Below are 26,870 nucleotides of genomic sequence, written 5' to 3' on the forward strand. Positions count from 1 at the left end.
TTCTGTCGCCAGAATCGTCGATTCCGTCGCCGGACCGACCGGAAGGTCGACGCCTGAGCATAGAGTCGCGAGGTCGAACGCTCGTGTGCCCCCAGGCGACGTAGCGCGACCACGGACGCGAATCGCTCAGATGCGGTACGCCCACACCCAGCACTCCGCAGCACCGCACTCCCATGCGGTGCTCGCTCGTGTGCCCAATTTTCGGAACCCAGAAAGTCGCGCAATGAACACCTCCCCCGAGTCCAGCAACGTCGCCGCAACCCCCACGACGACCACCCGCCGCACCCTGCTCACCGCAGCCGCCTGGTCGGCGCCGGTCGTGGCCACAGTCATCGCGGCTCCCCTCTCCGCCGCCTCCACGCTGTGCGTCGACCCCGACGTCGGCATCAACTGGGGACTCGCGACCGTGACGGGCACCGCGGCCACCCTCGGCGCATCCTCGACCCTCGACCGCACGGCCGTGTTCCGCCCGCAGAACTCGACCCGCCCCACGACGCCCAACATCAGCGCCACGGTGCGGCACACCTTCAGCGGCAACATGCGGGCAGAGACGAACGACGGCACCGTCTCGGCGCAGAACGTCGGCGGCATCGGCCAGCGCGGCTACCAGATCAACCAGTTCAACGGCGCGAACGCCCTGACGCAGCCGTCTGCCAACGACTTCCAGACCGTCGTCTTCACCTTCGCCGAGGACCTCTACAACGTGCGGTTCTCCATCACCGACATCGATCGGCTCTGGCGAGCGGGGAACGGCCTCACTCGCGACTTCCTCGACGGTGTAGTTCTCGAGTCCGCGGCACCGAGGACGTTCTCGATCCCGAGCGGCTCCACGGTCACGGGTGCCGGGACCGCCGCGAGCCCCTGGTTCAACTCGGTCGACGGCAACAAGAACGAGGACGCCCCCGGTGGCCAGGTCGACGTCGTCTTCGCCGGCCCCGTGCGCTCGTTCACGGTGCGCTACTTCAACCTCGGGTACACGCTGGGAACCACGAACAACACGGTGAACACCGACAACGACCAGACGATCTTCGTCACCGGTCTGCGGGTCGAGCGCCGGGCCGCCTGCTAGCTCGCGTCTGGCACTCCGGAGGAGGGTGGGGCTGAGCCGTCGGTCGTCTCACCCTCGGGGGTCGGGGCGGCCTGCGGTTCGCGTCCGCTCGTTGAGAGGCGCGCGAGATGGATCTCGAGGTAGCAGACCTCAGCCTCGCTGAGCTCGCCGCCCTGGGCTTCGATGATGCCGCGCACGCGGTCGCTCGTCGCGACGATCTCGGGGTATGAGTCGCGGATGGCCGTGAACAGCTGCGGGGGAGCACTGCTCAGCTGGGTCCGGGTCGTCATCCGCGCGTAGAGGTACCGGAGATGGGTGACGAAGCGGGCCACGTTCGTGGGGTCGGCAGTCGCATCCGCCCCGAGCGTCTCCGTGACGACGTCGACCACGCTCTGCAGCGTCTTCGTCATGGCGACGGTCTGCGAAGTGTCGGACTTCGCGAACTGCGCGTTCACGAAGTGCATGGCGAACGCGGTGGCCTCGTCGGCGTCGATAGACGAATCGACACCGAGCTCCTCGTTCGCGAAGCGAACCGTCGCGTGGCCGAGCTCCGTCTCGCGCGGGTACAGCTGGGCGATCTCCCACTTCAGCGGGAAATCGACGCGGAGCCCCGTCTGCGCGCGGACGACCGCGAAGTGAAGGTGATCAGCGACGGAGAGCAGGAGCGCCTGGCTCGGCCGAACGTCTCCGACCGTCTCGGCGTGGTCGACTGCGCGGCGTGCGACTCGGAAGACCTCGAGAGGGATCTCGCGCGCGAAGTCCGCGAGCTGACGGAGCTCGAGTGCCGTCGACGGGGAGAAGGACTCGGTCGCTGCCCCCAGGTCCACGGCGTCTCCGAGGCGCTTGCCGAAGCCGATGCCGCGCCCGAGCAGGATGACGCGGTCTCCCGCGGAGTCGACCATGACGGCGTTGTTGTTCAACACCCGCAGTAGGGTCCCTGTCTGCGTCTTCGTCATCGGGTTTCCCCTCCTTCTCCTGAGCCGCGGCGCGCGGATAGGTGCGCCGCACTGATCTGCGCGCACATGAAGACTACGTCCGCTTGGACGCAGCCCGGGTGGGTCTCCTGGGGGTCCCGAAGCGCGGAGCCCCCAGGAGCCGCCTCAGATTCCGGTGCCGTTGGCGCTGATGACGCCCGCGTACCAGTCGAACGACTTCTTCTTCGAACGCTCCATGGTGCCGTTGCCGGCGTTGTCGCGGTCGACGTAGATCATCCCGTAGCGCTTCTTCATCTCGCCGGTCGTGAACGAGACGACATCGATGATGCCCCACGGCGTGTAGCCCATGAGGTCGACGCCGTCTTCGGAGACGGCCAGCTCGACCTGCTCGATGTGCGCTTTCAGGTACTCGATGCGCGCGTCGTCGTCGATGGAGCCATCTTCGTTCACGACGTCGATCGCGCCGAAGCCGTTCTCGACGATGAAGAGCGGCAGCTCGTAGCGTTCCGTGAGCACGTTGAGGGCGTAGCGCAGGCCGACCGGGTCGATCTGCCACCCCCAGTCGCTTGCCGTGACGTAGGGGTTCGGGACCGAGTTCGCGAGGCCGCCGTTGAAGATCTTCTCGTCGTTCTGCACGTCGGCCTTCGCGACGGTCGACATGTAGTAGCTGAAGCCGAGGTAGTCGACCGTGCCTGCCGCGAGGATCTCCGCGTCGCCGTCCTGCCAGCCGATGTCGTAGCCCTCACGTTCACGCTCGCGCACGGCGTAGGCCGGGTAGTGGCCACGCACGTGCACGTCGGGGAACAGGAAGCGGTCGCGGCTGGAGATCTGCGCCTCGAGCACGTCGGCCGGGTTGCAGGAATATGGGTAGATCGGCACGTGCGAGATCATGCCGCCGATCTGCAGCTTCGGGTCGACGTCGTGGCCGGCCTTCACAGCGAGGGCCGAGGCGAGGAGCTCGTTGTGCGCGACCTGCAGCACGACCTCGCGCGGGTCGTCCTCCGGGGTGAGGAGGACACCCGAGTTGGTCCACAGGAACAGCTCGTTGCGGGTGTCGAGCTGGTTGTTGATCTCATTGAAGGTCATCCAGTACTTGACCTTCGTCGCGTAGCGCTCGAAGCAGACCTTTGCGAAGCGCTCGAAGAACCCCACGAGCGCACGGTTGCGGAATCCGCCGTACTCGCGGGCGAGGTGCAGGGGCACCTCGAAGTGCGAGAGCGTGACGACCGGCTCGATGCCGTGCTTCAGCAGCTCGTCGAAGAGGTCGTCGTAGAACGCCAGGCCGGCCTCGTTCGGCTCGAGCTCGTCGCCGTTGGGGAAGATGCGGGTCCACTGGATGGACGTGCGGAAGCACTTGAGACCCATCTCGGCCAGCAGCGCGATGTCCTCACGGTAACGGTGGTAGTGGTCGATGGCCTCGTGGTTCGGGTAGAACTCGCCAGCCTCGACGGAGTCGGTGATGCGGCGGGGTACGCCGTGCTCGCCGGCGGTGAGGACGTCGACGACGCTCGGTCCCTTGCCGTCTGCATCCCACCCACCCTCGAGCTGGTGTGCTGCGACGGCGCCGCCCCAGAGGAAGTCGTTCGGGAGTCTGCTCATGGTCATGAGTTCCTTTCTCGTCTGTGGTCGTGTCAGTTGCTGGCGGCGGACGCGGATGCGGTTGCGACGGCGACGGCGAGCTGGTCGCCGGCGGCGACCGCTCCCGCACCGGTCGCGACGACCTCGTCGTAGCTGCCGGAGTTGGTGATGAGGACGGGCGTGATGAGGGAGTATCCCTCGGCCTTGATGGCGACGGCGTCGAACTCGAGGAGCAGGTCACCCTGCTTCACCTCGGCGCCCTCGGCGACGTGCGCCGTGAAGTGCTGGCCGTTCAGCTGGACGGTGTCGATGCCGACGTGGATGAGCACCTCGACTCCCTCGGTGGAGATGAGGCCGATCGCGTGCTTCGAAGGGAAGACCGAGACGACCTTGCCCTCGAACGGTGCGAAGACCTGATGCCCGGCCGGGTCGATGGCCGCCCCCGACCCCATGACGCCAGCGGAGAAGACCTCGTCCGGCACCTCGGCGAGGGTCAGCACCTGCCCTTCGAGTGGGCTGGCGACGACGCGCGTGCTGGATGCTGCCGCGAGGGCAGCTTCGAAGCGAGCGTTCTGCTCTGGGTCGGTGGGGCGGGCCTGGTCGAGGTCGTCGGTGGGGAGGTTCTCGGCCACGACGTCCTTGAAGCCGATGAAGTAGACGAGTGCTGCAGCGCCGAAGAACGCCACCGCGCATCCGACGATCATGCCGATGATGGAGTTGGGGTTGTCGGGGCTGACCGAGTTGACGATGGTCAGCATGCCCGGGAGGCCCGCGTAGGCGTAGTAGCGCGAGCCGAAGAACGAGATGGTGATCGCGCCGATGGCGCCTGCGATGCAGGCGAGGAGGAACGGGCGCTTGAGGCGAAGCGTGACGCCGTAGATCGCGGGCTCGGTGATGCCGAAGATGCCGGTGACGGCTGCGGAGCCGGAGACGCCGCGCATCTCCTTGTTGCGGGTCTTGAGGAACACGCCGAAGGCGGCACCGACCTGCGCGATGACGGCCGCGGTCTGGAACGCCTGGAAGGAGTCCTGCCCGAAGCGGTCGAAGTTGTCGAGCACGAACGGCGTGACACCCCAGTGGACGCCGAAGATGACAGCGACCTGCCAGAAGGCGCCGATGAGCCCGGCAGCGACCGCCGGGGCGATCTCGACGAGCCAGTTGTAGCCGTTGGCGACGCCCGATGCGCCGGCCGCGGAGAGCGGGCCGATGACGAGGAGCACGAGCGGCACCATGACGACGGCCGAGATGAGCGGCACGAGGAGGGCCTGCGCGACGCCGCGGAGGTACTTGTTGAGGAAGCGCTCGAGGTAGGAGAGCACCCAGACGAGGATCAGCGGGGGCAGCACGGACGACGAGTACGTCGTCGAGTTGAGGGCGATGCCGAGGAAGTCGATGGTCTCGCCGCCCTCGATGCGGCCCGCGAGGGCAGCCCAGTCGGGGTTCATGATCGCGGCGGCGCAGAGCACCGCGATGTAGGTGTTGACCTTGAAGTGCTTCGACGCGGTGATGGCGATGAAGATCGGGAGGAACGCGAACGGCGTCCAGGAGATGAACGTGAGCACCAGGTCGGTGCCAGTGCCCTCGAAGGCCGGCCAGATCATGCGCGTGATGATGAGCGAGCCCTGCAGGAGGCCCGCCGAGGCGAGGATGTACACGAACGGGGCGAAGACGGCCGACATGGTCGCAATGACGCGGTTCAGGATGGACGGCTTGTGTGCCGTCGAGGCTGGCGTGGTGTTGGAGATCTTGGCGTTCGACATGAGTGCCTCGTGCACCTCGCCGACGTGCGACCCGATGACGACCTGGAACTGGCCTCCGGCCTCGACGACCGTGATGACGCCGGGGAGGGCGGCGACCTTGTCCTTGGCACCCGCAGGGGTGTCGTTCAGGACCAGGCGGAGCCTCGTCGCGCAGTGCGACGCCGACTGGATGTTCTTCTCGCCGCCGACGAGATCGACGATCTCGCCTGCCAGCCTGGGATAGTTGCGGACTGCTTCAGCCATGGCATTCTCCATTGATGCTTGGGATGGGGACGTTCCCGAGCAGAGAGCCTGACGACATGACGGTGCAAGAACAGATAGCGAGGTCCACGCCCTGCGGAGCAGCAATGCTTGCAGTGCGTTGCGTCAGCTCCACTCGGGAGCTGTGACGTGGGTTCTTGCCTCGCTGAGTAACAGGCCCGCAGTCGCCTCGAACTCTAACCGCATCCCCGCCGATTCGGCAAGTGCGGGTCAGGTGCTCCAAGCCGCCGCTTCGATCTGCTGGCCCAGGCCGTGGCGTGGAGGGGCAGTGCCTGCCCATTTCGGGGCGTTTTCGCCCTGAAGCTACTGCTCCGCGCTCGCGGCAGAGCCTGCGCGGGTCAGCCCACGCTCGTCGAGCAGGCGGCGAGCCAGCACCGTCGAGCCGGCGACGGCGGCAGGCATCGTGAAGACGGCCCCGCCGGGCACCATGAAGCAGAGTTGCGTCGCAACGCCGAAGCCGAGCAGCTGCGCCCGGTTCCCGCGGATGACGGAGGCGCGCTGCTCCCCGAGCAGTCGGCGCGCATCCAGTGCCCTGCCGGTGAGCTCGCGCGACAGGACCGTCCCGTTGAGCGTGACGCCCACGACCGCCGCGGCGACCGAGCCGATGAGCGGGATGACGCCCACGATGGCGACGACGATGGCCGCGAGGATGCCCATGCCGACGAGCCACAGGCTGCCTCTGGCGGCCGCGAGGAGCCCGAGTCCCTCGCCCGGGTTCTCGTCGCCGAGGTCGCGCTCGACGGACAGCCAGATGCGCTCGTAGAACGGATCGCCGACGGTCAGCGTGATCGCGGTGAACGTCGTGATCGACAGGAAGACGCCACCCGCGACGATGAGGGTCATGAAGCCGATGCGCAGGATGTTGCGCCACACCTCGTCCCACGCCGCCGCCCAAGGGGTGGCCCACTCGACGAGGTCGTCGACGAAGAACAGGAGCGTGACGAGGGCGGCGCCCACGAGCAGGAAGACGATGAGCGCCGGGATGAGCCCGAGCAGCATCAGATGCGGCTTCGTCTTCCAGTACCCGAAGCCCTGGAAGAGCGCGCTGACGCCTGAGAAGAACTGCCCGATCATGCCACCGAGACTACTGAGGCGCGGCAGGGAAGCGGATGCGTGCATCCGTTCCCCCGCCGCGCCTCAGGAGGTGTGCGGTTCGAGCGAGGAGGACCTAGAGCGTGATGAGGCCGTTGGTCTTCGTCGTTGCGGCGTCGTAGCGCTGCTGCACGTTCTCCCAGTTCGCGATGTTCCAGAACGCCTTGATGTAGTCGGCGCGAACGTTGCGGTAGTCGAGGTAGTAGGCGTGCTCCCAGACGTCGAGCATGAGCAGCGGGACGAGCCCGAACGGCACGTTGCCCTGCTGGTCGAAGAGCTGGAAGATCGCGAGCTGCTCGCCGAGCACGTCGTAGGCGAGGACTGCCCAGCCGGAGCCCTGCACGCCGAGCGCCACTGCGGTGAACTGCGCGACGAACGCGTCGAAGGAGCCGAACTGCTCGTCGATCGCCGTGGCGAGCGAGCCAGTTGCCTGGCCGCCGCCGTTGGGGGAGAGGTTGGTCCAGAAGATGGAGTGGTTGACGTGGCCGCCGAGGTTGAACGCGAGGTCCTTCTCGAGCTTGTTCACGTTGGCGAGGTTGCCGCTCTCGCGGGCCTCGGCGAGCTGCTCGAGCGCCGTGTTCGCGCCCTTCACGTAGGTGGCGTGGTGCTTCGAGTGGTGCAGCTCCATGATCTCGCCGCTGATGCTCGGGGCGAGGGCGGAGTAGTCGTAGGCCAGGTCGGGAAGGGTGTATGCGGTCATGGTGTGACCCTCTTTCTGTCGTGTTCTTCGGTATCGGTGAGTTCGGATGGTGTGAGGGGCGTTCGAATCGCGGATTCGGTCGCGGGGTGGGGCCGGGTTCAGCCGCCGGTTCAGTCGTCGAACGTGGCGGCGTCGAGGCGGCCGAAGCGGCGGTTCTGGTACATGAGCGGCGGGACGGTGCTGCCGTGCAGGACCTCGAGGACCTCGGCGAGCACGATGGTCGAGCCGCCGACCTTGACGGTGCTGGCGATGCGGCAGCGGAGCGTCTCCCGAGCCTCGGGGAGGAAGGGCTCTCCAGTGGGGAAGTGGTCCCAGCCCTGTTCCGGGGTGAAGCGGGGGGCGCCGCTGCGGGCGAAGTCGAGGGCGATCTGCTCCTGCTCGTGGCTGAGGAGGTTCACGGTGACGTCGCCAGCTTCGAGGAGTCCTCCGGCGCTGCCGGTTGCCCGCGTCACGGAGAACGAGAGCGTGGCCGGGTCGACGGCCACGGAGCTCACGCTCGACGCGGTGAGGCCGACGGGGCCGTTCGCGGTCTGGGCCGCGATGATGGCGACGGCTGCGGGGTGCTCCCTGAAGGCGGCCTTGAACTCTTCGGCCAGCGCTGCTTGGGCCAACGCCGCTGGGACTGGTGCCTCGGGGGCGGGTTCTGTCATCGAGTGGGCTCTCTGCCTGTTCTGGAGGACGGTGATCGGAGTTGCGTGTGCGTTTCCTCTTCGAGGCTAGAACCTAAAGTAAGGTTGAAGTCAATTCGAACGGTGGGATTTCACTGTGAGCGAGACACGCAAGGACACAGAGGCGCTCGATCTGGCCCAGGGGCAGCCGCACATCTCCGACGAGCTGCTCACGGTGAGCGACATGGTGCGTCGGACGGGCGTCGCCGCATCCGCGCTGCGCTTCTACGAGGAGCTCGAGCTCATCGCCGCGGTTCGCACTGCCGGCAACCAGCGTCGGTACGCCCGCCACATGATTCGGCGGGTCTCACTCATCTCGGTCGCGAAGCGCCTCGGTATCCCCCTGTCTGACGTGCAGGATGCGTTTGCCGACCTGCCGCGCGACGCGACGCCCAGCCAGGAGGACTGGCAGCGCGCTTCGCGGCGGTGGAAGCGGACGCTCGAGGAGCGGCGGCGCGGTATCGAGCGCCTCGAGCACGAGCTCATGGGATGCATCGGCTGCGGCTGCCTGTCGATGAAGGCCTGCGGCCTCCTCAACCCCGACGATGCCCTCGCCGGCGGAGGAGCCGGCCCTCGCCGCCTCGACTGAGCCCCGCCCGCGCGCGTCGCCCGTGCGCCCCTCGCGCCCACCTGCCCGCCTCTGCCGCGCCTCGCGTCCACCTGCCCGCCCCACCCGCCCACCCCTCGCGTCCACCTGCCCGCCCCTGCGCAACCCCTCCGCTGTGCCCGCGACCCTCCGCGGCCCAGGGCTGACTTGTGGTCGTTTTGGGCCCGGGGTGGCGACCATAAGTCAGCTTTGGGCTGCGTAGCAGTGCGGGGTGAGCGGGGAGTGGAGGAGGGGAGTGGGGGAGTCGGACCTCTCCGCCTCGCTTGAGTGCTGCCCGCGGCGCCCGCCCTGCCGCGCCGGCCCGTCCGTCCACCTGCCCGATCCTGCGCAACCCCTCCGCTGTGCCCGCGACCCTCCGCCGCCCAGGGCTGACTTGTGGTCGTTTCGGGCCCGGAATGGCGACCACAAGTCAGCTTTGGACTGCGCAGCAGTGCGGGGCAGCGCGGGGTGAGCGGGGAGTTGGAGGGGGTTGAGGGGAGTCGGAGCTCTCTGCCTCGCTTGAGTGCTGCCCGCGGCGCCCGCCCTGCCGCGCCGGCCCGTCCGTCCACCTGCCCGATCCTGCGCAACCCCTCCGCTGTCCCCGCGACTCTCCGCGGCCCAGGGCTGACTTGTGGTCGTTTCGGGCCCGGAATGGCGACCATAAGTCAGCTCTGGGCGCCGGAGGGGAGCTGCGAGCTGCGAGCTGCGGGTCTCGGGTCTGCGGCGGTGGGGTCGTCGAAGCTCAGGCGTCTGCCGCGTCGAGGCCGTCGAGGTAGGCGTCGGTGGTGCGCTTCTGCGCGGCGCGAGCGTCTGCCTCGTCCGAGCCAGCCGCGATGGAGGCATCCGCCCACGATTCGGCGCTCAGCATGAGGAAGTTCCTCGCGTCGTCGCCGCGCACCCACGAGGTCGTCTCGAGGGGGACGGTCGCGCCAGCCTCGAGGTGGTGGGCGAGGCTCGCGAAGCTCAGGTCCCAGCCGACCCCGGTCGCGCCGACGCCGAACTTCGGCCAGGTGTCCTCGTCGGTCGGGGAGTGGTGCTCGAGGGTGAGTGTGGCGTGGGTCTCGTCGACCTTCGTGAAATGGGCCTCGATGTGCGTGTGCTCACCGTCGTATTCCCAGGTCAGCGTGAACGAGTCCGGGGCGTGGCAGCCGGTGATGTGCCCGTGCGCGTTGTCCTGGATCTGGTAGGTGCCGCCCTGGCGGAGGCTGCCGTCGACGGGCGCGAACCACTGGGCGAGGCGGGCGATCTCGGTGGCCGCCGACCACAGCGAGCTGCGCTTCGCGGCGAACGTCTGCGTGAGGGTGATGACGAAGCCGTCGTGGCCGTCGAGTTCCTGCATCCGCACCGAACGGGTGACGGCGGCCAGCTGGGTCGCGCTGTCGAAGGTCGAAGTGCTGGTAGAGGTGGGCGCCTTCGTCATGTGCCCTCCTTCTGTGTCGGTGCTGGCGGGATGCGGGGTTGGGGCAGCGTGCAGGGTGAGTGGTGCCGCGTGCGTGGGGCGCGTGTGCGCGCGCTCCTAGCGTCGCACTTCGGCGTTCACCTTGGCAGGCCCCGCGCGGGGTTGCCTGTGACGATTACGTGAAGTTGCGGTTGCGGACGTGCGACGACGCCGCGCGTCGGGCGCGTCAGGGGACGCGAACCGCCTGGGTGGCGGCGGTCTCACCCCTCCAAGGGAGCAGGAAGAGGGCGAGGAGCCCGGCGATGATCGTGAGGCCCCCGACCATCCAGATGACGCCCGGCCAGTCGAAGTGCTGGAAGAAGACGCCGCCGAGGAAGCCGAAGATGCTCGACCCGCCGTAGTAGCCGAGGTTGTAGAGCGCGGTTGCCTGGGCGCGGCCACGGGTCGGGTAGGCGCCGGCCCAGCCGACGGCGACGGAGTGCGCGCCGAAGAACGCGGCCGTGAAGATGGCGAGGCCGGTGATGACGAGCCACAGTTGCGGCGCGAGGGTGAGCGCGAGGCCGCCGAGGGAGACGGCGGTGGATGCGAGGAGCACGACCTTGCGTCCATGGCGACCGGCGAGGCGTGCGATGAAGGGCGAGGAAAACGAGCCGGCGAGGTAGGTGACGAAGACGAGCGACACGAGCCAGACGGGGAGGAAGTAGGGCGACTGGGTGAGGTGGAAGCCGAGGAAGTTGTAGACGGCGACGAATCCGCCCATGAGAAAGAAACCCTGCGCGAAGAGGCCGAGCATCCTGGTGCTGGAGAGGTGCGCGGCGATGGCCTTCCAGGCGCGGCCGATGCTCGCGCCGAGGGTTCCGCCTGCGTGCTTTGCAAGCGGGGCGAACCCGCGCGGCTTGGGGATGAGCCAGATGAAGAGCGCCGCCATGGCGACGGAGATGAGGGACACGGTGAGGAGGCCGAGCCGCCAGTCGAGGAGCTCGGCGACGGGGGTCGGCACGATGCGGCCGCCGAGGCCGCCGAGGGTGTTGCCGGCGACGAAGGTGCCGGCTGCTCCCGCTGCGGCCGTGGGGTGCAGCTCCTCGTTGAGGTAGGCGATGGCGCAGGCGGGAACACCGCCGAGCGCGAGTCCCTCGAGGAGCCGCAGCGCGAGGGCCAGCTCGAAGCTCGGCATGAGGATCATGAGCAGCCCGAGCACGGTGGCGCTCGAGATGGAGATCGTGATGGCGCGGACGCGCCCCATCCGGTCGGCTGCTATCGACCAGGGCAGGACGGAGATGGCAACGCCGAGGGTGCCCATCGACACCATGAGCGCCGCCGTCGCGGGGTCGATCGCGAAGGTCGTCGAGATCTCGGGCAGCAGCGCCTGCGGGGCGTAGAGCTGCGCGAACGTCGCGAACCCCGCGCAGAGCATCGCGAGTTGAATGCGTCGGTAATCGCGGGACCCGCCGAGGTGTCCGAGCCAGGGGTTGCCTGTGGATGGGGGCTTCGGGGTGCTGGCGCGGTCAGGGGTCACTCGTTCGAGGGTACTCCGGGGGTTTCGACCGAGCATTGTGCGTCTGCATGGGCGCGCGCGGATCGTTCGTGGTCTTGCCCGAAATGGCGGGCGACCCGCCGGGTTTGCGGTGCGCCGGGGTCGTGTGTAAGCTATCCCCTGGTCAATCGCGCAAGCGAAAGACTGGGCGCCCGTAGCTCAACGGATAGAGCATCTGACTACGGATCAGAAGGTTAGGGGTTCGAATCCCTTCGGGCGCACGGTACCAGAGCTTCAGGGCTCGAGTACGAAGCTCTGTGTTGAGACAGATGCAGGAAAGGCTCGCGAAAGCGGGCCTTTTTTGTTTGCCGCCGTGGGAATGTCGCAGGCTTTGATTCTGTCCCTTGCTTTTCTGTCTCTTGTCGCTTTTCTGTCTCTGTGTGCGGATGTCCCCGTCCTCGTATCCCTGCCTGTGCCCGCTTGCGCAGGCCGCCCGCCAGCGCGGGCGTGCGCATTCCCTGCTGGACGGCGCGAGGGCGGTCAACGTCGTGCGGCCCGGTTGGCTGACGCGTCCGCGCGTGCGATGCGCACGAGGGTGATCAGGCCCAGGACAAGGAGCACGAGCGCACTCGCGGGCGCCAGCATGAGACCGGCGTAACCGAGGCTTACGAGGAAATCGGCCGTGCCCGGGTGGGCAGTGCCCGGGTCGGTAGTCGCGAAGGCGCCGGTTGGACCGAAGGCGGCGGCAGTCGCGAGGGCGGCGAGGCTGAGCCCAAGCACGACGGTGACGATGGCAAGCGCACGCTTCATGCTCTCGAGCCTGCCACACGAGCCCCACCAAGCGAGCCCCAAGCCAGCCTCCCAAGCGAGCCTTCCGCACGAGCCGGCGGGGTCCTCCGCGTCCTTCCCGTGGGGGCCCGGATTCGGTAGCGTTCCCTCATGATCATCGTGACGACCAATGACGTTCCCGGCACATCCATCTCGAGCGTCATCGGCGAGGTCTCGGGCCTCACCGTGCGCTCGCGGAACATCGGCGCGCAGTTCGCGGCCGGGTTCAAGTCGCTCGGCGGCGGCGAGCTGAAGGGCCTCACGACGCAGCTCGAGCAGGCCCGCGCGGAAGCCGTGGCTCGCCTCAAGGCGGCAGCGGAGGCGGCTGGTGCGAATGCCGTCGTCGCGATGCGCTACGACTCGAACGAGATCGACCAGAACTACCAGGAGATCGTCGCCTACGGTACGGCCGTCGTCATCGCCTGAGCCCGGCAGGGCCCGGCTGGGCCTGCCAGGGGCTCGGCCTGGTGCCCCCGCCCTTGTCCTTGGGCCTGATGCCCCGCCTCTGATCCTGCCTGGCCTGCCGGCCTGGTGCCCCTGCTCTGCAGGCCAGCTGCCCCCTGCTCTGCCCTGCCCTGCCCTGCCCTGCCCTGCTCTGCTATGCCGGCCAGCTGCCTCTGCCCCCGTCCTGCGTCCGAGCAGCCCCCTCGCGCGAATCGCCTTTCAGCTACGCGCGGCCCTTGAGGATGAGGTTCCAGTAGACCCACGGCAGCACGCGTCGGTCGAAGACCCAGGTGAGCCGACGCTCGCGCGCGAGCCCCTTCCAGAAGGGGACACTTGGGCGCTGCTGCCCGTCGGCGTCGAACTCCGCGAAGACCACGCTCGAGCGCGAGACGGTGAACGGGGCGACGGTGTAGCCGTCGTACTCGCTCCGCGCGGCCTGTCCGCCGAGCACGCCGGCGAGGTTCTCGGCGAGGGCCTTCGTCTGCTTCCGCAGCGCCCCGCCGGAGCGCTGGCTCCCCGAGACGGCGGCGTCGCCAAGCGACCACACGTTCGGGTAGCGCCGGTGCTGCAGGGTGCGCCCGTTCACGTCGACGAATCCCCCCTCGCTGTCCATTGGAGGTGCCGCCGCGGCGAGACCCGCCTCGGCGATCCAAGCGGGAGCTCGCTGCGGGGGTTCCACGACAAGGGCGTCGTAGTGGATGCGCTCGGACTCGCCTTCGACGTCGAACGCGGCGCCAGTTTCCGCTGCCGGGCTCGCGGCCGCCGGGCTGCTAGCCGCGGGGTTCGCGGCCGCTGGGCTGTGGGCCCCTGCTCCGATACCCCCTGTATCGATCGCCGCCGTACCGATCGCCGCCGTACCGACAGCCGCCCTGTCGATGACCGCGGTGCTGCTGTCGGCGACCACCTCGCTGAGTCGCGACTCGCGGCGCACCTCGATGCCGTATTCGGCGACCTTGCGCTCGAGCTCCGCGTCGATCTCGGGCACGCCGAGCGGCGTCGCGTCCGGCAGGACCAGCACGACCCGAATGCGGTCGAGCACGCCTCGTGCGCGCCAGTAGTCGCACGCCAGGTACATGGGCTTCTGGATGGCGCCGGCGAACGAGGCAGGCTCGGGAGCCTGCACGAACACGGCGGTGCCTTCACGCAGGTCGCGGAGGAGGTGCGAGGTCTTGTCGGCGAGCCCGATCTCATAGCTTGATGCGACGCTCGGCGACTGGAGGGCTGCGCGCAGGCCGGGGACCGCATCCCAGTCCTGCACGATGCCCGGGCAGACGATGAGGTGCTCGTAGCCGACTCGTCGGCCGGATTCGAGGACCAGCGATGAGGTCTCGGGGTCGACGGAGGCGACGGCGTCGCGGAGGAGTGTCACTCCCGGCGGCATGACGTCCGCCTGCGGTCGAGTCGCCTGGCTCGCCCTGGCGGTGCCGCCGGCGACGTGCGAGAGCATGGGCTGGTAGACGTGGTTGACGCGCGGCTCGATGACGGTGATGTCGGGGATGCCGGCTCGCTGCAGCCGGCCCGCGACGGAGAGGCCCGCGTTTCCGCCGCCGATGACGAGCACACGGTATGTGGTGAGCGTCGCCTGCTGCGCAGTCTGTTTTGCTGACTGCTGCGCAGTCTGTTTTGCTGACTGTTTCACTGACTGCTTCGTTGGCTGGGCGTCGCCGTTCGAGGTGGTGGTCATCAGAGCGACGCTAGCCGCCGGGCGGCGTCGCGGACCCGTCACCGGGGCATGGTCACGCAACTCCCAGCCTGCTGCCACGCTCAGGAAACAGCGTCGTCGAACATGGGGTCGCTGCCGGCCGCTCATCCGCGGCTCATACCCGCCTAGGTGTACTGACCCCGACCGAGCCACCAGTCGGGGGAGGCGGCGATGATCGTGCGGGCCGCAGCATCCACGTCATCGAGCTCCCCGGACCGGAGCCACTCCTCGATGGCGCTGACGGTGCCTCCACCGGCGTAGGCAATGAGGAGGCGCGCGTGGCGTTCGCGGTCGATGCCGGGCTGGGCTGTCGGCGCGATCTCGGGGTGGCGGTCGAGGTGCGTGCGGAGGCCGGTCTCGATGCGGTCGACGAGGGTGTCGCGGACGGCCCCGGTGAGTCGCGGCGACATGGCGTTGCGGTAGATCTTCGCGTGGCGTGCGACGTGCCGCAGGAGCTCGCGCTCTGGTTCGTCGAAGACGCTGAGCTCGCTGCCACTGCTGGCCGGCAGTGATTCGAGGGGCGCCATGAGGGTGTCGATCTCCTCGCCCAGGAAGGCCGCGAGGAGGTGCTCCGGTGTCGGCGCGTGCCGGTAGAAGGTGTCGCGCGTGATACCGGCGGCTCTGGCGACTTGCGCCACGGTGACATCGGCGATGGGCTGCGCGGCCGCGAGCTCGTAGATCGCGGCGCGGAGGGCGGCGCGTGTTCGTGCCTGACGCGGGTCCATCCGCCCACCTTATGGGGTGCAGGGTGCGCCCACAGCAAACTATCTGACAGGTGCCTGATAACCGGCGTACGCTGGAACCGCACGCCAACGACGGCGGGCAGAACGGAGTGAGCAATGTCGCAAGCAGCAGACACGACCGCAACCGGCGCAGGCCGATTCGCCGGCAAGGTCGCGATCGTCACGGGAGGCGTTTCGGGCATCGGGGCGAAGATCACGGAGCGCCTCGTCGCCGAAGGCGCCAGTGTCGTCGTCGCCGACATCAACGCCGAGCTCGTCGCCGCAGCAGGCGAGACCTTCGGTGGCAACGTCATCGGCCGCCGCACCGACGTGACCGACGAGGACGACTTCGCAGGCCTGATCGCCGAGACGATCGAGAAGTTCGGCACGCTGGACGCTCTCTTCAACGTCGCGGGAGGCTCCCGCTCGGGCACCCTCACCGACATCTCGTTCGCCGACTGGGACTTCACGGTCCGCCTCAACCTCTACAGCGCCTTCAACGGCACCCGCCTCGCGGCCCGCCAGTTCCTCGCAGAGGGCAAGCCTGGGTCGATCGTCAACGTCGCCTCCCTCAATTCGCTTGTGCCGATGCACTTCGGTGTCGGCTACACGGCTTCCAAGGCCGCGGCCGTCATGCTCACGAAGCAGGCGGCGCTCGAGCTCGGCGAGCACGGCATCCGCGTGAACGCCGTCTCGCCCGGCCTCGTCGCGACGCCACTCACGAAGGGCCTCACCGACATTCCCGGCGTGCAGGAGGCATACGACGAGCGCATCCCCTTCCGTCGCGCCGCGCAGCCGGAGGAAATCGCATCGGCCGCGCTGTTCCTCGCGAGCGACGACGCCTCCTACATCTCCGGCGACAACCTGGTCGTCGACGGCGCCTGGTCGACGACCGGCTACCCCGACCTGCGGAAGTTCCTCGCATGAAGGCGGCGGTGTTCCACGGCAAGGAGGACGTGCGGGTCGAGGAGGTCGCCGAACCCACGCCCGGCCCAGGCCAGGTGAAGCTGCGCAACGCGTACGCCGGCATCTGCGGCTCCGACCTGCACGTCTACTACGCGCCGGAGAGCTCGGGCCTCGACTTCGAGCATCCGCACCCCGTCACGGGTTCGCTGCCGCCGCAGATCCTGGGCCACGAGTTCTCCGGAACCGTCGTCGAGCTCGGCGAGGGCGTCGACTCGGTGCAGCTCGGCGACCGCGTCGCGGTATGGCCAATCTACGCGTGCGGCGAGTGCGCGGCCTGCCGGCGCGGCAAGCCGAACGTGTGCACGAAGATCGGCTTCCACGGCCTCTCCTCGCACGGTGGGGGCATGGCCGAGTTCACGACGGTGGATGCGAGCAAGCTGCACGTGCTCCCCGAGAACGTCGACCTGCGCCTGGGGGCGCTCGTCGAGCCGATGGCGGTCGCATGGCACGCGGTCGAGCAGAGCGGCGTGCAGGCTGGGCAGACGGCGCTCATCTCGGGTGCCGGCCCGATCGGCATCGGCGTGTGGTTCGCGCTGCGCGCCAAGGGCGTCGAGACGGTCATCGTGTCCGAGCCGAGCGAGGGCCGCCGGTCTGCGATCGCCGGGGTCGGAGCGGCGAACCTCGTCGACCCGACGACGGAGGACCTCTCGGCTCGGGTCGCGGAGCTCACGGGCGGGGATGGCGTGGATGTCGCCTTCGACGCCGCCGGAGTCGGGCCAGCTGTCGCGGCCTCGCTCGCGAACCTGACTCCTGGTGGGCGCGTCGTGGTCGTCGCCATCCACGAGCGGCCCATGGATTTCCTGCCGACGCAGCTCGTCATGGGCGAGACGGCGATCGTGGGCACCCTCGCCTACCTGCAGAGCGACTTCGACGCGGTCATCGCCGCGATGGCGGCTGGCGGATACACGGCTGACGGCTGGGTCGACGATGTCGCCGTCGACGACGTGGTCGGGGCGATCGCGAGCCTCCGAGCGGGCAAGGGCATGAAGGTGCTCGTGAGGGCCTAACCCTCGTGAGGGCCTAGCGCTCGTGCTGGCCTGACCGGAGCGTCGGGAGACGCGTCGCTACCCGCCGTGCACCCGAACGGTGCTCGGCGGGTTCGCGGCGAGCTTCGAGGCCGGGCGCACGGGGCGACGCTCGAGGTTGCCGCCGCAGTTCGGGCACGCCCGCCCCTCGAACGTGGCCACGCAGTCGCAGCACCAGGTGCACTCGAAGGTGCAGATGTACGCCTCAGCGTGCGGGGGCAGGTCGACGTCGCAGCGTTCGCAGTTCGGGCGCAGCTCGAGGGCCATCAGACGAGTCCGTTCTTCTCGGCGAACGGGTCCCAGCTCGCGTCCGTGTGCACGTCGAGTTCGGCAGCGTCGCCGACCCGCGCCGCAACCTCAGCGCCGTGGATGGAGGCGATGATGGCGGCGGTCATGTCCATTCCCGCGGCGACGCCGGAGGACGTCCACCGGGTGCCGTCTTCGACCCAGCGGGCCTGCGGGACCCACTCGACGGAGGTGCCGTGCGACGCCGCCCATGCGAACGCCCGCTTGTTGGAGGTCGCCCGGAACCCGTCGAGCAGACCGGCCGCCGCGAGCAGCGCGGAACCCGTGCAGACGGACGTCACGAGGCGCGCATCCGCCGCCCACTCTGCGAGCCAACCAAGGAACCCGGCGTCTGCGGCGAGGGCGCGCGTGCCCTGCCCACCAGGGACGAGCACGATGTCGGGGTGCGCGGCATCGGCGAAGCTGCTGGTCGCGATGACCTCCGGTCCCTGCGAGCTGCGCACCGGCCCAGCGTGCGGTGCGATCAGCTCGACGTCGAAGAGCGACGGGTCGAGCCGGAACAGCTCCACCGGGCCGAACACGTCGAGGAGCTCGAACCCCTCGAATAGGACAACGGAGATGCGACGCTTCGCTTCAGGCATGTCCGCATTCTCGCAGGACGATGATCGTTCTGTGCCAGATTGCGGCGTCCGGCGACGGTTGCCCCGAGAGGAGCCGCCTTCGAGGGATATGTCCGAGTCGGGAGCGTTCTGAGCAGGGGCCTCCGGGCGAGGAGGCCTCTGAGCAGATACGCCTACGAGAAGAGCGGCGACGCTGGGCCGTCGCTGGCCCCCGCGACGAAGCTGGTGAGCAGCTCCCGGTCGCTCGCTGCGCTGCGATTCGCGTGGTCCGCCCCGAAGAGCAGATGCAGGGTGCGCACCTCGCGCCCCGTCAGCTCGTCGAACTTGATCTCGTCGACCGCTTCCCGCACGGACCAGCTCGTGGACCGCGCCGACATGTGGCCGGCGCGGCCGAACGTATACGCGGCGGCGAGGTTCGCGAAGAACAGCCAGTCGTCGTCGGTCACCTTCACCGCGTAGCCGCGCTCACGCGTCCACGTGTCTCCGGATCTTGGCCTCGGCAGAGAGTCGGCCTCCACGATGTGGTCGTAGTCGGCTTCGGACCTGCGGCCTTCGCCTGCAACTCGGCACATGGGACCCCCCGGAATCGATGTCGATGCCGTGGACTCTATTCTCCTCGCGAGCGTTCGAGAACGTGCTGCGGGGTCTCTCCCGCATCGCCTGCGGAACAACGCGAAAGCGGCCAACATCGGTGCCCCGGTGCCCCGGTGCCCGCACCTCCGCCTCCACGTCCCGCTCGCCGGGTCGCCTCGCGTCCCGCTCGCCAAGTCGAGAAGTGAGCTGTGGTCGTCAATCGGCGATCGTAGCGACCACAAGTCCGTCCTGGGCATCTCGGCGGACGCTCAAGTGCTTCCGCCAGCATGGCTCGCATGAGCGATTCCACCAAGACCCAGCCCGCCGGCGACCTGCCCAGCGAGGCGATCGAGTTCGCCGACCTCAACTTCAAGCTCGCCGTCATCCAGGAGCTGATGTACGAGCAGGAGCTGCTGACTCCGCAGTTCGTGCTCGCGGACTTCCTCGAAGAGCACGTCGACCGTGAGATCGACCTCTCGCAGGAGATCACCGAGCCGATCCCCGAGGTGCTCGAGTACTTCCGCTCGCTGCCCGTGCCCAGCGAATACGCGCCGAGCGTCGAGGAGCTCTACCAGGATGGCGGGAACGACATCTATCTGGAGATCGTCCCGCAGTGGGGCGGCGACGACTCGACCTTCGACATCGCCGACTTCACCGACACCCGCCATTTCCCGAACCTCACGTCGATGACCCTGCTCGGGGTCGACGACGAGGTCATCGAGGGGCTCCGCCGGAAGGGCATCGACGCGCAGCTGCTCTGAGCATCGGCCAGCGCGCACCGGCCGATGGGGGTCGGCCTGCGCGCACCGGTGGATGAACGCCGCTCGGCAGGTGTCGGCCAGTGCACGTCTGCCGCTCCGCATCGGTGGATGAGCATCGGCCAGGGCGCGCGGGCGGATCAGCCTCGGGTCCGGCGCGCCGGTCAGCGCACGGCGAGGAGGATCTTGCCGATGTGCTCGCCGGACTCCATGCGCTGGTGTGCTCGATGCGTGAAGTCGAGGGTCTCGACGGTGTCGAGGAGGGGGCGCACCTTGCCGGCCTCGACGAGCGGCCACACATGCTCGCGCACCTGCGCGATGATCGCACGCCGCTCTTCCAGGGGGCGGGCGCGCAGGGTCGTGCCCCAGATGCGGCCGCGCTTCTGCATGAGGCGGCCGACGTTGATGGTCGCTTCGTTGCCGCCCTGCGCCGCGATGACCATGATCCGGCCGCCGGTGGCGAGCGCGTTGACGTCTCGGGCGAGGTAGTCGCCGCCGATCATGTCGAGCACGACGTCGACGCCGCGGCCTCCCGTGGCTTGCGCGATGACGTCGACGAAGTCCTCGTCGCGGTAGTTGATGCCTCGGGTCGCGCCGAGCTGCTCCGTCATGGCGACCTTCTCGGGCGTGCCGGCGGTGGCGTAGACGGTCACTCCGAGGGCGGTCGCGAGCTGGATGGCGATCGTGCCGACCCCGCTCGTGCCGCCGTGAACGAGGAGCGTCTCGCCTGCTTCGAGGCCAGCGCTCATGAAGAGGTTCGACCAGACGGTCGCGACGGCTTCGGGGAGGCCGGCGGCTTCGACGAGGTCGACTCGCCGCGGCTTGGGGAGCACGAGGCCCTCGTCGACCGCGACCCGGTCGGCGTAGCCGCCGCCGGGGAGGAGCGCGACGACGTAGTCTCCGACCTTCCACGCGGTGACGGATGCTCCGATCTCGACGACGGTTCCGCTCACCTCGAGACCTGGCCAGGCTGGGGCGCCATCCGGGGAGGGGTATTTGCCTTCGCGTTGCGCGACGTCGGCGCGATTCACGCCGGCAGCTGCGACATCGATGATGACCTCGAAGGGCCCGGGGGTCGGCTCGTCGACATCGGAGAGGACGAGGGCGTCTGGCCCGCCGGGGGTTGGAACCGTGATTGCACGCATGGTGGTCAGTGTTTCACGCGGACGTGTACCCTCCGTCTCATGTCAGGGCCAGTGCACGATCCAGAGCGGCTGCGGGGCGTGACCCGCCCGGAGCTGAGCGTGCTTGCCCGCGTGCGCGCCGCATCCGCCGCCCTCGGCCCGAGCGAGCGCAAGGTCGCGCAGATGGTGCTCGCCAGGCCAGACGAGATCGTGGAGTGGTCGACGGCGGAGCTCGCGGACGCCGCGGGCACGTCGGCGGCCACGGTCATCCGCGCCTGCCAGAGCCTCGGCTTCCGAGGCTTCCAGCATCTTCGCCTCGACCTCGCCCGATCGGCTCCGCTCGCCCCGCGCGAGCAGGGGGCTGCACGTGAGGCGAGCACGTTCGACGATGCGATCGACGCGGTCCGGCTCGCGCAGGAGAGCGTCGACCCTGAGCGCATCGGTGCAGCCGTCGAGGTGCTCCGCGGTGCCCGCCGCATCGTGCTCGTCGGCAGCGGCTTCTCGGGGCCCCCGCTGCAGGACTTCGCGATGCGACTGAGCACGCTCGGTCACACTGTCGAAGCTCCCGTGGATGCGCTGGCGCAGCAGTTCGCGGTGCGCTCGCTCTCGAGCGGCGATGTGTGCCTCACCCTCAGCTACTCCGGCGCGAACGTGCAGTCGCTGCGGGCCGCCGAGGCTGCGAGTGCGCAGGGGGCCACCGTGGTCCTGGTCACGAGCTACGCGCGCTCGCCGCTCGGACGGGTCGCCGACGTGGTCGTGACGACCGGACCCGCGGGCACCGCCCACGACATCGATCCGTTCCTCGCGCGGCTCGGCCACACGATCGTGCTCCACGCGTTCCACTCCGCTTTGTCGGAGCTCATCGGTGGCGACGAGGTCGTCGGCATGCGGCACGTCGTGGCCGACGCGCTCTCCGAAGACTGACCTGCGAAGACTGACCTCCGAGGGGTGATCTGCGAGGCCTGACCTTCGAGGCCTGACCTGCGACGACTGACCTGCGACGACTGACCTGCGACGACTGACCTGCGACGACTGACCGCCGACGACTGACCTTCGAGGGCTGACCTGCGAGGTGCGCTCGCGCCCGCAATCCCGGCGCATGGCAGCCCTCTCGCGTCGACGTCTCTCGTGCCGAGCGCTGTCGCGTCGCGCTCTCGCGTCGGGATCTCTCGCGTCGGGATCTCTCGCGTCGGGATCTCTCGCGTCGGGATCTCTCGCGTCGGGATCTCTCGCGTCGCGATCTCCCGCGCCGCGTCGTGCCGGCTGGGTTCCAAGGGGTCGAGTCGATGCGTGGAGTCGATGCGTGCGGGGTTTTCGCAACCGTGATGGGTTCTGCGGAGGCGCGTGCGGGGTTTCGGTGACCGGTGATGGGTAAAAACCCATCACGGTTGCGAAAAGCCCGCACAGCCCGTTGGTTGTGGATGCAGACGCGGACGCGGACGCAGGCGCAGGCGCAGACGCAGACGCAGGCGCAGACGCAGACGCAGACGCAGACGCAGACGCGGACGCAGACACAGACGGGGCCACGCCGTGCCCGCCTGAAGCAGCGGAACGACGCCACGTCACGTCACTGGCGCCGGGCCGCGGCGCGCCGGGCCGGGCCGGGCCGCGCCGCGCCGCGCCGCGCCGCGCCGCGCCGGGCCGCGCCGGGCCGCACAGCAACGCGCGACCTGACCGTTCTCCCCTGCTTTCGCGGTCGAGTACCCGAGGTCGCCCTTGCGCGCACTCGTCTCCCGGAGTTCATCCGCACGCTCGACGCTCGTCACCGCGCGTTCACCCTCGCTCGTCACACTCCCGATGTAACAACGTTCCAGGCTCTGCGGAATCAATGTAACGGGCCGGATTCAACGCAACGGGAGGTGCTCGTGAGGGCAATCGAGATCGACGGGCTGTTCAATGCCCGCGCAGCCAGCACGACGTCACCCTGGATCGTGCGCGCCGGATCACCGGATGCGCTCGCCGCCGACGGCGAGGCGGCGCTGCGCGCCCTGGGCGTCTCGCTCATCCTCGATCTCCGCGAGCGCGCCGAGTCCGGTGAGCGCGGGCACGGCGTTCCGGTTCGCCAAGTGCCCCTGTACGGCAGCGAGCCGCCCGTCGCGGGTCGCCTCGAGGACATCTACGAGACGCTCCTCCGGGGTCGGGGAGGTGCGCTCGCCGAGGCCGTCGCGGTGCTCGCCAACGCGGAACGCGGTGTGCTCGTCCACTGCACGGCCGGCAAGGACCGCACGGGGCTCGTCGTCGCCCTCGCCCAGCTCGTGGGCGGTGCGAGCGAGGCCGACGTTGTGGCCGACTACGCGCTGTCCGGTGTTGAGGTCCGCTCCGTGCGCGAGCCGTACGCGCTCGCCGTCGCCGCCGCCTACCCCGCAGCCCAGCGCGATGAGATCCTCCGCCTGCACCTCGACAGCCCGCCGGAAGCCCTCGAGCACGCGCTCGCCATCATCCGCGAGCTCGGTGGCGCCGAAGCGTACCTGCGCCGCCACGGGCTCACCGACGAGCAGGTGCTCGCCCTGCGCAGCAAAGCCGCGCAGGCGGCCTCGGTTCGGTCGTGAGGGCTGACGTGCACGTGAGCACCGCGACGAACGTGAACGCCGAGGCGAACGCAGGCGCCGCGACGAACGTGAACGCCGAGACGAGCGCAGGCACAGGCGCCGAAGCGATCGGCGCGGCGCAGAACCGCACCACGGTGCTCCACCTGAGCGACGTGCACGCCACGGTCGGCGCACCCCTCTACGGGGCGGTCGACGGCATTCGACGGATGCACGCGGCCAGCGACTACGCGAGAGCGGCAGGCATCACCCCGGAGGTCATCGTGATCAGCGGGGACCTCATCGAACGCCGCAACGAGGGCGCCTACCCGGCGCTCCGCGAGGCGCTCCTCGAGCTCGAAGCGGCGTGGGGCGTGCCAGTGCTCACGGTGCTCGGCAACCACGACGACCGGGACGCGGCGCGAATCCTGCCCGGGCACGCCATGCCCGACGGAGCCGTGACCGACGGAGCCGTGACCCACGGGCACCTGCCCGGCGGAGCCGTGCCCGACGCCGCGACGCCCGAAACCGCTGTGCCACAAGCTGTGCCACAAATTGCTGTGCCACAAACTGCCGTGCCGCGGGCCGTGCGCGTCGGCGAGTGGCGCTTCGTGCTGCTCGACTCGTCTCCCGGGCACCTGGGCGCGGAGCAGCTCGCGTGGCTCGACGCGGAGCTCGCGCAGCCGTTCGGCTCCGGCTCGATCGTCGTCATGCACCACCCGCCGCTCGGGTCCCCGCTGCCGATGCTCGCCCGCGCCGGACTCGGCGACGCGGCAGACTTCCTCGACATCGTCGAGGGCACCGACGTCCGGATGATCCTGTCCGGCCACTTCCACCATCCGCTCGCCGCCACCATGCGGGGCGTGCACGTCTCCGTCGGGCCTGCGCTCGCCTACCACCAGGTGATGGACGCAGAACCCGGAACGGTCAGCGGCTTCGACCGCTCGATGTTCTCGCTCGTGCACCTCACGCCGGACGGCGTCAGCGCCTCCAGCGTCGCCGTCGAGCATCCCTCCCCGCTCTTCACCCTCAGCCCTTCCCCCGCAGACCCGCTCTCCCCTCGAACAGTTAGGTCATCATGAACTCCCTCCGCACCCCAGCCGCGCTCGCGGCCTTCGGCCTCGCCGGTGTCCTCCTCGCCGGCTGCGCGAGCTCCCCGAGCACCGCGGCGAGCGGCGACGCCGCCCCCTCAGCGTCCTCCGCGCTCGAAGCCGCCACCATCACCCTCTACACGTCAGAGCCGCAGGAGAAGGCGGATGCGCTCGTCGCGGCGTTCACCGAGATCCACCCGGAGGTCACGGTCGAGGTATTCCGTGCCGGCACGGGCGACCTCACGACGCGCGTCGCGACCGAGCAGGCCTCGGGTGGAGTGCAGGCCGACGTGTTCCTCGCTGCCGACGCGGGCACCTTCGAGGACTATGCCGCCGACGAGCTGCTGCTGCAGTACTCGCCGACCGACGTCGAGTCGCTCAACCAGGACGTCGTCGACCCCGAGGGCTACTACACGGGCACGCGCATCATCCCGACCGTCATCGCCTACAACACGGGCCTCGTCACCGAGCCGCCGACGTCGTGGGCTGAGCTCACCGACGCGGAGTACGCGAACAAGCTCGTCATGCCGAACCCGGATGTGTCGGGCGCGGCCGCCTACAACGCCGCCGTGTGGCTCGACGAGCCGGCGCTCGGCGAGCAGTGGCTGACGGACCTCGCCGCGAACGAGCCCGTGATCGCCGACAGCAACGGCCCCGTCTCCCAGGCCATCGCGACGGGCGCGCAGCCCGTCGGGATCGTCGTCGACTACCTGGCCCGCGAGCTCGCCGCCCAGGGCTCGCCCATCGCCGTCTCCTACCCGACGGAAGGCGTGCCGTACGTGTCGCAGCCCGTCGGCATCTTCGCGAACACCGAGGAGGAGGCCGCCTCGAAGGCGTTCGTCGACTTCCTCGTGAGCGCGGAGGGCCAGGAGCTCGCCGTCAGCCAGTCGTACCTGCCGGTGCGCGCTGACGTCGGAACCCCGGAGGGTGCCCCGGCGGTGGATGAGATCACGATCCTCTCCCCGGAGCTCGAGACCATCCGCGCCAGCCAGGACGCCGCGGTCGAGAAGTTCCGCACGCTGTTCCTGTAGCACGCTGTCCCTCTCATGAGCACACTCGCAATAACACCCGGGGGCGGTGCCGCTGTCAGCAGCGGCACCGCCTCCGCGGCACCCCGGAACTCGGGCCGGGCCAAGCTCGACGGGGTGCACGGGCTGTCGCTGTCGCTCTGGGTCGCCGTCGCCGCCGTTGTCCTCGTGCCCATCGGCGCCATCCTCGTGCTCGCGGCCGGCGGGTCGCAGCTGCACGTCCTCTGGCAGGCCGACGTCGTCGAGGCCGCCACGAACAGCCTCGTGTCGGCGGGCGCATCCGCGCTCGGTGCCGTCGCGGTCGGCACGGCGCTCGCGGTGCTGCTCGACCGCACCGACCTCGCCGGTCGCCGAGGCCTGCGTCTCCTCGCGCTCACGCCGCTGCTCGTGCCGCCGTTCGTGGGCGCGATCGCGTGGCTCGGCATCGCGGGCCCGACGAGCCCCGTGAACCTGTGGTGGACGCAGGCGTTCGGCGGTCCGCTCTGGTCGATCTACGGTGCCGACGGGGTGATCCTGCTCCTCACGGTGCACAGCTACCCGATCGCGATGCTCATCGTCTCGGCCGCCCTGCGCCGGGTGCCGTCCGACCTCGAGCAGGCGGCGCGCATCGCCGGGGCCAGCCCGGCGCGCAGCGTCTTCACGATCACGCTGCCGCTGCTGCGGCCCGCACTGCTGTCGTCGTTCGTGCTCATCGCCGTCGGTAACCTCGCCGACTTCGGGATCCCCTCCATCATCGGCCTCCCCGAGCAGTACACGACCCTCGCGACGCTCGTCTACCGCTACCTGCAGTCGGGCACCGTCGATGAGCCGCTCGCGGTCGTCGCGACCATCGGGGTCGTCCTGCTGGTGCTCGCCCTCGCGGCGCTTGTCGTCGACTTCGTCATCGGCAGGAGTCGCTGGGAGCTCGACTCGTCCTCGTCGGCGCCGCAGCTCCTGCCGCTCGGGCGGGGGCGCATCCCCACTTCCGTGGTGACGTGGGTGCTTGTGCTCGCCGTCACGGTACTGCCGCTGCTCGCCCTGCTGCAGCAGTCGCTGCTCCGAGCGCCCGGCCTCGCCTTCACTCCGGAGAACCTGACGCTCGACAACGTCGTGAAGGCCGTGACCTCGGCCAACGCCGTCAAGGGGGCCACGAACTCGGTGATGCTGGCAGTGCTCGCGGGCCTCGTCTGCGGGCTCCTCGGCCTCGGCATCGCGGTGCTCGCCACCCGAACGCGGATGCGCGGCAGCGGCCCGCTGCGGGCGCTCGCCATGCTGCCGCAGGCGGTTCCCGGCATCGTCATCGCCGTCGCGTGGCTTGTCCTCGCACCGCACATCGGCCTCTTCAACACGCCGTGGCTCATCCTGTGCGCCTACATCACGTCGTTCACGGCGCTGGTCGTGCAGGCCGTGGCGGCGCCGCTCGCGAGCACCCCGGCGAGTGCCGAGGAGGCCGCGAGGATCGGCGGAGCCGGGCGGATGCGCGCCCTCTTCGACATCTCGAGCCGCATGGCAGCGCCGGCCGCGATCTCCGGGGCGGTGCTCGTCGCCGTCACCGCGGTGCGTGAGCTGACGCTCTCCGTGCTGCTCCTCTCACCGGGTTCGCAGACCCTCGGCGTCGCGATCTTCAACCTGCAGCAGGCGGGCGCATTCAACACGGCGGCCGCGCTGTCGCTCATCGTGGCGCTCCTCGGTGTCGCCGTCATCGGCATCGCCACGCGGGCGCCGAAGTAGCACCGCT

26 protein-coding genes and 1 tRNA gene are annotated in these 26,870 nt (G+C 69.4%); 12 read left to right on the forward strand and 15 right to left on the reverse strand.

Going from position 1 to position 26,870, the window contains the following annotated elements:
- Positions 1-223: 223 nt before the first annotated feature.
- Positions 224-1,069, forward strand: coding sequence for a hypothetical protein (locus ITJ67_RS03310; protein ID WP_194676736.1), 846 nt, complete (start codon positions 224-226; stop codon positions 1,067-1,069).
- Here the strand turns inward: ITJ67_RS03310 and ITJ67_RS03315 are convergent.
- The 6 genes from ITJ67_RS03315 to ITJ67_RS03340 all read right to left on the reverse strand — a co-directional run bounded on the left by ITJ67_RS03315 (position 1,066) and on the right by ITJ67_RS03340 (position 8,024).
- On the reverse strand, positions 1,066-2,004 hold the full coding sequence (locus ITJ67_RS03315; protein ID WP_160073112.1) for a PRD domain-containing protein: 939 nt from the start codon (positions 2,002-2,004) through the stop codon (positions 1,066-1,068). The genes ITJ67_RS03310 and ITJ67_RS03315 overlap by 4 nt on opposite strands.
- A 144-nt stretch (positions 2,005-2,148) precedes the next feature.
- Complete coding sequence (locus ITJ67_RS03320; RefSeq protein WP_160073114.1) at positions 2,149-3,582, reverse strand: 6-phospho-beta-glucosidase; 1,434 nt, start codon at positions 3,580-3,582, stop codon at positions 2,149-2,151.
- 32 nt (positions 3,583-3,614) lie between these two features.
- Positions 3,615-5,564, reverse strand: a complete 1,950-nt coding sequence (locus tag ITJ67_RS03325; protein WP_160073116.1) for a beta-glucoside-specific PTS transporter subunit IIABC — start codon at positions 5,562-5,564, stop codon at positions 3,615-3,617.
- A gap of 321 nt (positions 5,565-5,885) precedes the next feature.
- A complete protein-coding gene (locus ITJ67_RS03330; protein ID WP_194676737.1) occupies positions 5,886-6,656 on the reverse strand; it encodes an EI24 domain-containing protein in 771 nt (256 codons plus the stop codon).
- A gap of 94 nt (positions 6,657-6,750) precedes the next feature.
- Positions 6,751-7,374, reverse strand: a complete 624-nt coding sequence (locus ITJ67_RS03335; RefSeq protein WP_104332644.1) for a superoxide dismutase — start codon at positions 7,372-7,374, stop codon at positions 6,751-6,753.
- A 110-nt stretch (positions 7,375-7,484) separates the two neighbouring features.
- Entirely contained in the window at positions 7,485-8,024 is a 540-nt protein-coding gene (locus ITJ67_RS03340; RefSeq protein ID WP_194676738.1) for a flavin reductase family protein, read from the reverse strand.
- 115 nt (positions 8,025-8,139) lie between these two features.
- On the opposite strand from ITJ67_RS03340, the gene soxR reads away from it, so the two are divergent.
- Positions 8,140-8,631, forward strand: a complete 492-nt coding sequence (gene soxR / locus ITJ67_RS03345; protein ID WP_416362294.1) for a redox-sensitive transcriptional activator SoxR — start codon at positions 8,140-8,142, stop codon at positions 8,629-8,631.
- Positions 8,632-9,370: 739 nt separating this feature from the next.
- On the opposite strand, the gene ITJ67_RS03350 is transcribed toward soxR, so the two are convergent.
- Together ITJ67_RS03350 and ITJ67_RS03355 are read right to left on the reverse strand one after the other, a co-directional pair.
- Positions 9,371-10,048, reverse strand: coding sequence for an SRPBCC domain-containing protein (locus ITJ67_RS03350; RefSeq protein ID WP_160075298.1), 678 nt, complete (start codon positions 10,046-10,048; stop codon positions 9,371-9,373).
- 205 nt (positions 10,049-10,253) lie between these two features.
- Complete coding sequence (locus ITJ67_RS03355; RefSeq protein ID WP_323741372.1) at positions 10,254-11,543, reverse strand: MFS transporter; 1,290 nt, start codon at positions 11,541-11,543, stop codon at positions 10,254-10,256.
- A 166-nt stretch (positions 11,544-11,709) separates the two neighbouring features.
- Between ITJ67_RS03355 and ITJ67_RS03360 the strand changes: the two genes are divergently transcribed.
- A tRNA-Arg gene (locus ITJ67_RS03360) sits at positions 11,710-11,782 on the forward strand.
- Positions 11,783-12,041: 259 nt separating this feature from the next.
- On the opposite strand, the gene ITJ67_RS03365 is transcribed toward ITJ67_RS03360, so the two are convergent.
- Entirely contained in the window at positions 12,042-12,311 is a 270-nt protein-coding gene (locus tag ITJ67_RS03365) for a hypothetical protein (RefSeq protein WP_194676740.1), read from the reverse strand.
- Positions 12,312-12,440: 129 nt separating this feature from the next.
- Here ITJ67_RS03365 and ITJ67_RS03370 point away from each other — a divergent pair, with 129 nt between their 5' ends.
- Positions 12,441-12,755 (forward strand): heavy metal-binding domain-containing protein, encoded by a 315-nt coding sequence (locus tag ITJ67_RS03370; RefSeq protein ID WP_104244492.1) that lies wholly within the window; start codon positions 12,441-12,443, stop codon positions 12,753-12,755.
- Between the two features lie 241 nt (positions 12,756-12,996).
- Here the strand turns inward: ITJ67_RS03370 and ITJ67_RS03375 are convergent, their stop codons facing one another.
- Positions 12,997-14,457: an NAD(P)/FAD-dependent oxidoreductase gene (locus ITJ67_RS03375; RefSeq protein WP_194676741.1), complete on the reverse strand. Its 1,461-nt coding sequence runs from the start codon at positions 14,455-14,457 to the stop codon at positions 12,997-12,999.
- A gap of 143 nt (positions 14,458-14,600) precedes the next feature.
- Positions 14,601-15,200 (reverse strand): TetR/AcrR family transcriptional regulator, encoded by a 600-nt coding sequence (locus ITJ67_RS19580; protein WP_228502271.1) that lies wholly within the window; start codon positions 15,198-15,200, stop codon positions 14,601-14,603.
- A 114-nt stretch (positions 15,201-15,314) separates the two neighbouring features.
- Between ITJ67_RS19580 and ITJ67_RS03385 the strand changes: the two genes are divergently transcribed.
- Both ITJ67_RS03385 and ITJ67_RS03390 read left to right on the forward strand, forming a co-directional pair.
- On the forward strand, positions 15,315-16,124 hold the full coding sequence (locus ITJ67_RS03385) for an SDR family NAD(P)-dependent oxidoreductase (RefSeq protein ID WP_160075307.1): 810 nt from the start codon (positions 15,315-15,317) through the stop codon (positions 16,122-16,124).
- Positions 16,121-17,170, forward strand: a complete 1,050-nt coding sequence (locus ITJ67_RS03390) for a 2,3-butanediol dehydrogenase (protein ID WP_160075309.1) — start codon at positions 16,121-16,123, stop codon at positions 17,168-17,170. Before ITJ67_RS03385 ends, ITJ67_RS03390 begins: the two co-directional genes overlap by 4 nt.
- Before the next feature lie 57 nt (positions 17,171-17,227).
- On the opposite strand, the gene ITJ67_RS03395 is transcribed toward ITJ67_RS03390, so the two are convergent.
- The 3 genes from ITJ67_RS03395 to ITJ67_RS03405 all read right to left on the reverse strand — a co-directional run bounded on the left by ITJ67_RS03395 (position 17,228) and on the right by ITJ67_RS03405 (position 18,626).
- Positions 17,228-17,455, reverse strand: coding sequence for a DUF1272 domain-containing protein (locus ITJ67_RS03395; RefSeq protein ID WP_194676742.1), 228 nt, complete (start codon positions 17,453-17,455; stop codon positions 17,228-17,230).
- A complete protein-coding gene (locus ITJ67_RS03400) occupies positions 17,455-18,075 on the reverse strand; it encodes a DJ-1/PfpI family protein (RefSeq protein WP_194676743.1) in 621 nt (206 codons plus the stop codon). The genes ITJ67_RS03395 and ITJ67_RS03400 overlap by 1 nt, the downstream gene beginning before the upstream one ends.
- 152 nt (positions 18,076-18,227) lie before the next feature.
- Positions 18,228-18,626, reverse strand: coding sequence for a hypothetical protein (locus ITJ67_RS03405; protein ID WP_160075314.1), 399 nt, complete (start codon positions 18,624-18,626; stop codon positions 18,228-18,230).
- 297 nt (positions 18,627-18,923) lie between these two features.
- On the opposite strand from ITJ67_RS03405, the gene ITJ67_RS03410 reads away from it, so the two are divergent.
- The gene (locus tag ITJ67_RS03410; protein ID WP_160075317.1) at positions 18,924-19,388 is read left to right on the forward strand and encodes a DUF6892 domain-containing protein; all 465 of its coding nucleotides are present in this window, start codon (positions 18,924-18,926) and stop codon (positions 19,386-19,388) included.
- A 161-nt stretch (positions 19,389-19,549) separates the two neighbouring features.
- Here ITJ67_RS03410 and ITJ67_RS03415 read toward each other — a convergent pair whose 3' ends face one another.
- Positions 19,550-20,530, reverse strand: a complete 981-nt coding sequence (locus ITJ67_RS03415) for an NAD(P)H-quinone oxidoreductase (protein ID WP_194676744.1) — start codon at positions 20,528-20,530, stop codon at positions 19,550-19,552.
- 39 nt (positions 20,531-20,569) lie between these two features.
- Here ITJ67_RS03415 and ITJ67_RS03420 point away from each other — a divergent pair, with 39 nt between their 5' ends.
- The 5 genes from ITJ67_RS03420 (at position 20,570) to ITJ67_RS03440 (ending at position 26,863) form a co-directional block, all read left to right on the forward strand.
- The gene (locus ITJ67_RS03420) at positions 20,570-21,433 is read left to right on the forward strand and encodes a MurR/RpiR family transcriptional regulator (protein ID WP_194676745.1); all 864 of its coding nucleotides are present in this window, start codon (positions 20,570-20,572) and stop codon (positions 21,431-21,433) included.
- 941 nt (positions 21,434-22,374) lie between these two features.
- Positions 22,375-23,058 carry a tyrosine-protein phosphatase gene (locus ITJ67_RS20140; protein ID WP_160075324.1) on the forward strand — a complete coding sequence of 228 codons (684 nt, stop codon included), beginning with the start codon at positions 22,375-22,377 and terminating at the stop codon, positions 23,056-23,058.
- A gap of 14 nt (positions 23,059-23,072) precedes the next feature.
- Positions 23,073-24,116 carry a metallophosphoesterase family protein gene (locus ITJ67_RS03430; protein ID WP_194676746.1) on the forward strand — a complete coding sequence of 348 codons (1,044 nt, stop codon included), beginning with the start codon at positions 23,073-23,075 and terminating at the stop codon, positions 24,114-24,116.
- Positions 24,113-25,156: an ABC transporter substrate-binding protein gene (locus tag ITJ67_RS03435; protein ID WP_194676747.1), complete on the forward strand. Its 1,044-nt coding sequence runs from the start codon at positions 24,113-24,115 to the stop codon at positions 25,154-25,156. Before ITJ67_RS03430 ends, ITJ67_RS03435 begins: the two co-directional genes overlap by 4 nt.
- A 15-nt stretch (positions 25,157-25,171) precedes the next feature.
- Positions 25,172-26,863, forward strand: coding sequence for an ABC transporter permease (locus tag ITJ67_RS03440; RefSeq protein WP_194676748.1), 1,692 nt, complete (start codon positions 25,172-25,174; stop codon positions 26,861-26,863).
- Positions 26,864-26,870 lie beyond the last annotated feature (7 nt).

This window comes from Pseudoclavibacter sp. VKM Ac-2867, from assembly GCF_015351275.1.
GTDB lineage: Bacteria > Actinomycetota > Actinomycetes > Actinomycetales > Microbacteriaceae > Pseudoclavibacter.

Bases quoted from the DNA above. Each gene is read 5' to 3' on its own strand.
- ITJ67_RS03350 (WP_160075298.1), bottom strand. From the start codon at position 10,048: ATGACGAAGGCGCCCACCTCTACCAGCACTTCGACCTTCGACAGCGCG.
- ITJ67_RS03320 (WP_160073114.1), bottom strand. From the start codon at position 3,582: ATGAGCAGACTCCCGAACGACTTCCTCTGGGGCGGCGCCGTCGCAGCA.
- ITJ67_RS03335 (WP_104332644.1), bottom strand. From the start codon at position 7,374: ATGACCGCATACACCCTTCCCGACCTGGCCTACGACTACTCCGCCCTC.
- ITJ67_RS03420 (WP_194676745.1), top strand. From the start codon at position 20,570: ATGTCAGGGCCAGTGCACGATCCAGAGCGGCTGCGGGGCGTGACCCGC.
- ITJ67_RS03400 (WP_194676743.1), bottom strand. From the start codon at position 18,075: ATGCCTGAAGCGAAGCGTCGCATCTCCGTTGTCCTATTCGAGGGGTTC.
- ITJ67_RS03315 (WP_160073112.1), bottom strand. From the start codon at position 2,004: ATGACGAAGACGCAGACAGGGACCCTACTGCGGGTGTTGAACAACAAC.
- ITJ67_RS03435 (WP_194676747.1), top strand. From the start codon at position 24,113: ATGAACTCCCTCCGCACCCCAGCCGCGCTCGCGGCCTTCGGCCTCGCC.
- ITJ67_RS03310 (WP_194676736.1), top strand. From the start codon at position 224: ATGAACACCTCCCCCGAGTCCAGCAACGTCGCCGCAACCCCCACGACG.
- ITJ67_RS03390 (WP_160075309.1), top strand. From the start codon at position 16,121: ATGAAGGCGGCGGTGTTCCACGGCAAGGAGGACGTGCGGGTCGAGGAG.
- ITJ67_RS03370 (WP_104244492.1), top strand. From the start codon at position 12,441: ATGATCATCGTGACGACCAATGACGTTCCCGGCACATCCATCTCGAGC.
- ITJ67_RS03330 (WP_194676737.1), bottom strand. From the start codon at position 6,656: ATGATCGGGCAGTTCTTCTCAGGCGTCAGCGCGCTCTTCCAGGGCTTC.
- ITJ67_RS03415 (WP_194676744.1), bottom strand. From the start codon at position 20,530: ATGCGTGCAATCACGGTTCCAACCCCCGGCGGGCCAGACGCCCTCGTC.
- ITJ67_RS03440 (WP_194676748.1), top strand. From the start codon at position 25,172: ATGAGCACACTCGCAATAACACCCGGGGGCGGTGCCGCTGTCAGCAGC.
- ITJ67_RS03375 (WP_194676741.1), bottom strand. From the start codon at position 14,457: ATGACCACCACCTCGAACGGCGACGCCCAGCCAACGAAGCAGTCAGTG.
- ITJ67_RS19580 (WP_228502271.1), bottom strand. From the start codon at position 15,200: ATGGACCCGCGTCAGGCACGAACACGCGCCGCCCTCCGCGCCGCGATC.
- ITJ67_RS03385 (WP_160075307.1), top strand. From the start codon at position 15,315: ATGTCGCAAGCAGCAGACACGACCGCAACCGGCGCAGGCCGATTCGCC.
- ITJ67_RS03395 (WP_194676742.1), bottom strand. From the start codon at position 17,455: ATGGCCCTCGAGCTGCGCCCGAACTGCGAACGCTGCGACGTCGACCTG.
- ITJ67_RS03340 (WP_194676738.1), bottom strand. From the start codon at position 8,024: ATGACAGAACCCGCCCCCGAGGCACCAGTCCCAGCGGCGTTGGCCCAA.
- ITJ67_RS03405 (WP_160075314.1), bottom strand. From the start codon at position 18,626: ATGTGCCGAGTTGCAGGCGAAGGCCGCAGGTCCGAAGCCGACTACGAC.
- ITJ67_RS03365 (WP_194676740.1), bottom strand. From the start codon at position 12,311: ATGAAGCGTGCGCTTGCCATCGTCACCGTCGTGCTTGGGCTCAGCCTC.
- ITJ67_RS03325 (WP_160073116.1), bottom strand. From the start codon at position 5,564: ATGGCTGAAGCAGTCCGCAACTATCCCAGGCTGGCAGGCGAGATCGTC.
- ITJ67_RS03410 (WP_160075317.1), top strand. From the start codon at position 18,924: ATGAGCGATTCCACCAAGACCCAGCCCGCCGGCGACCTGCCCAGCGAG.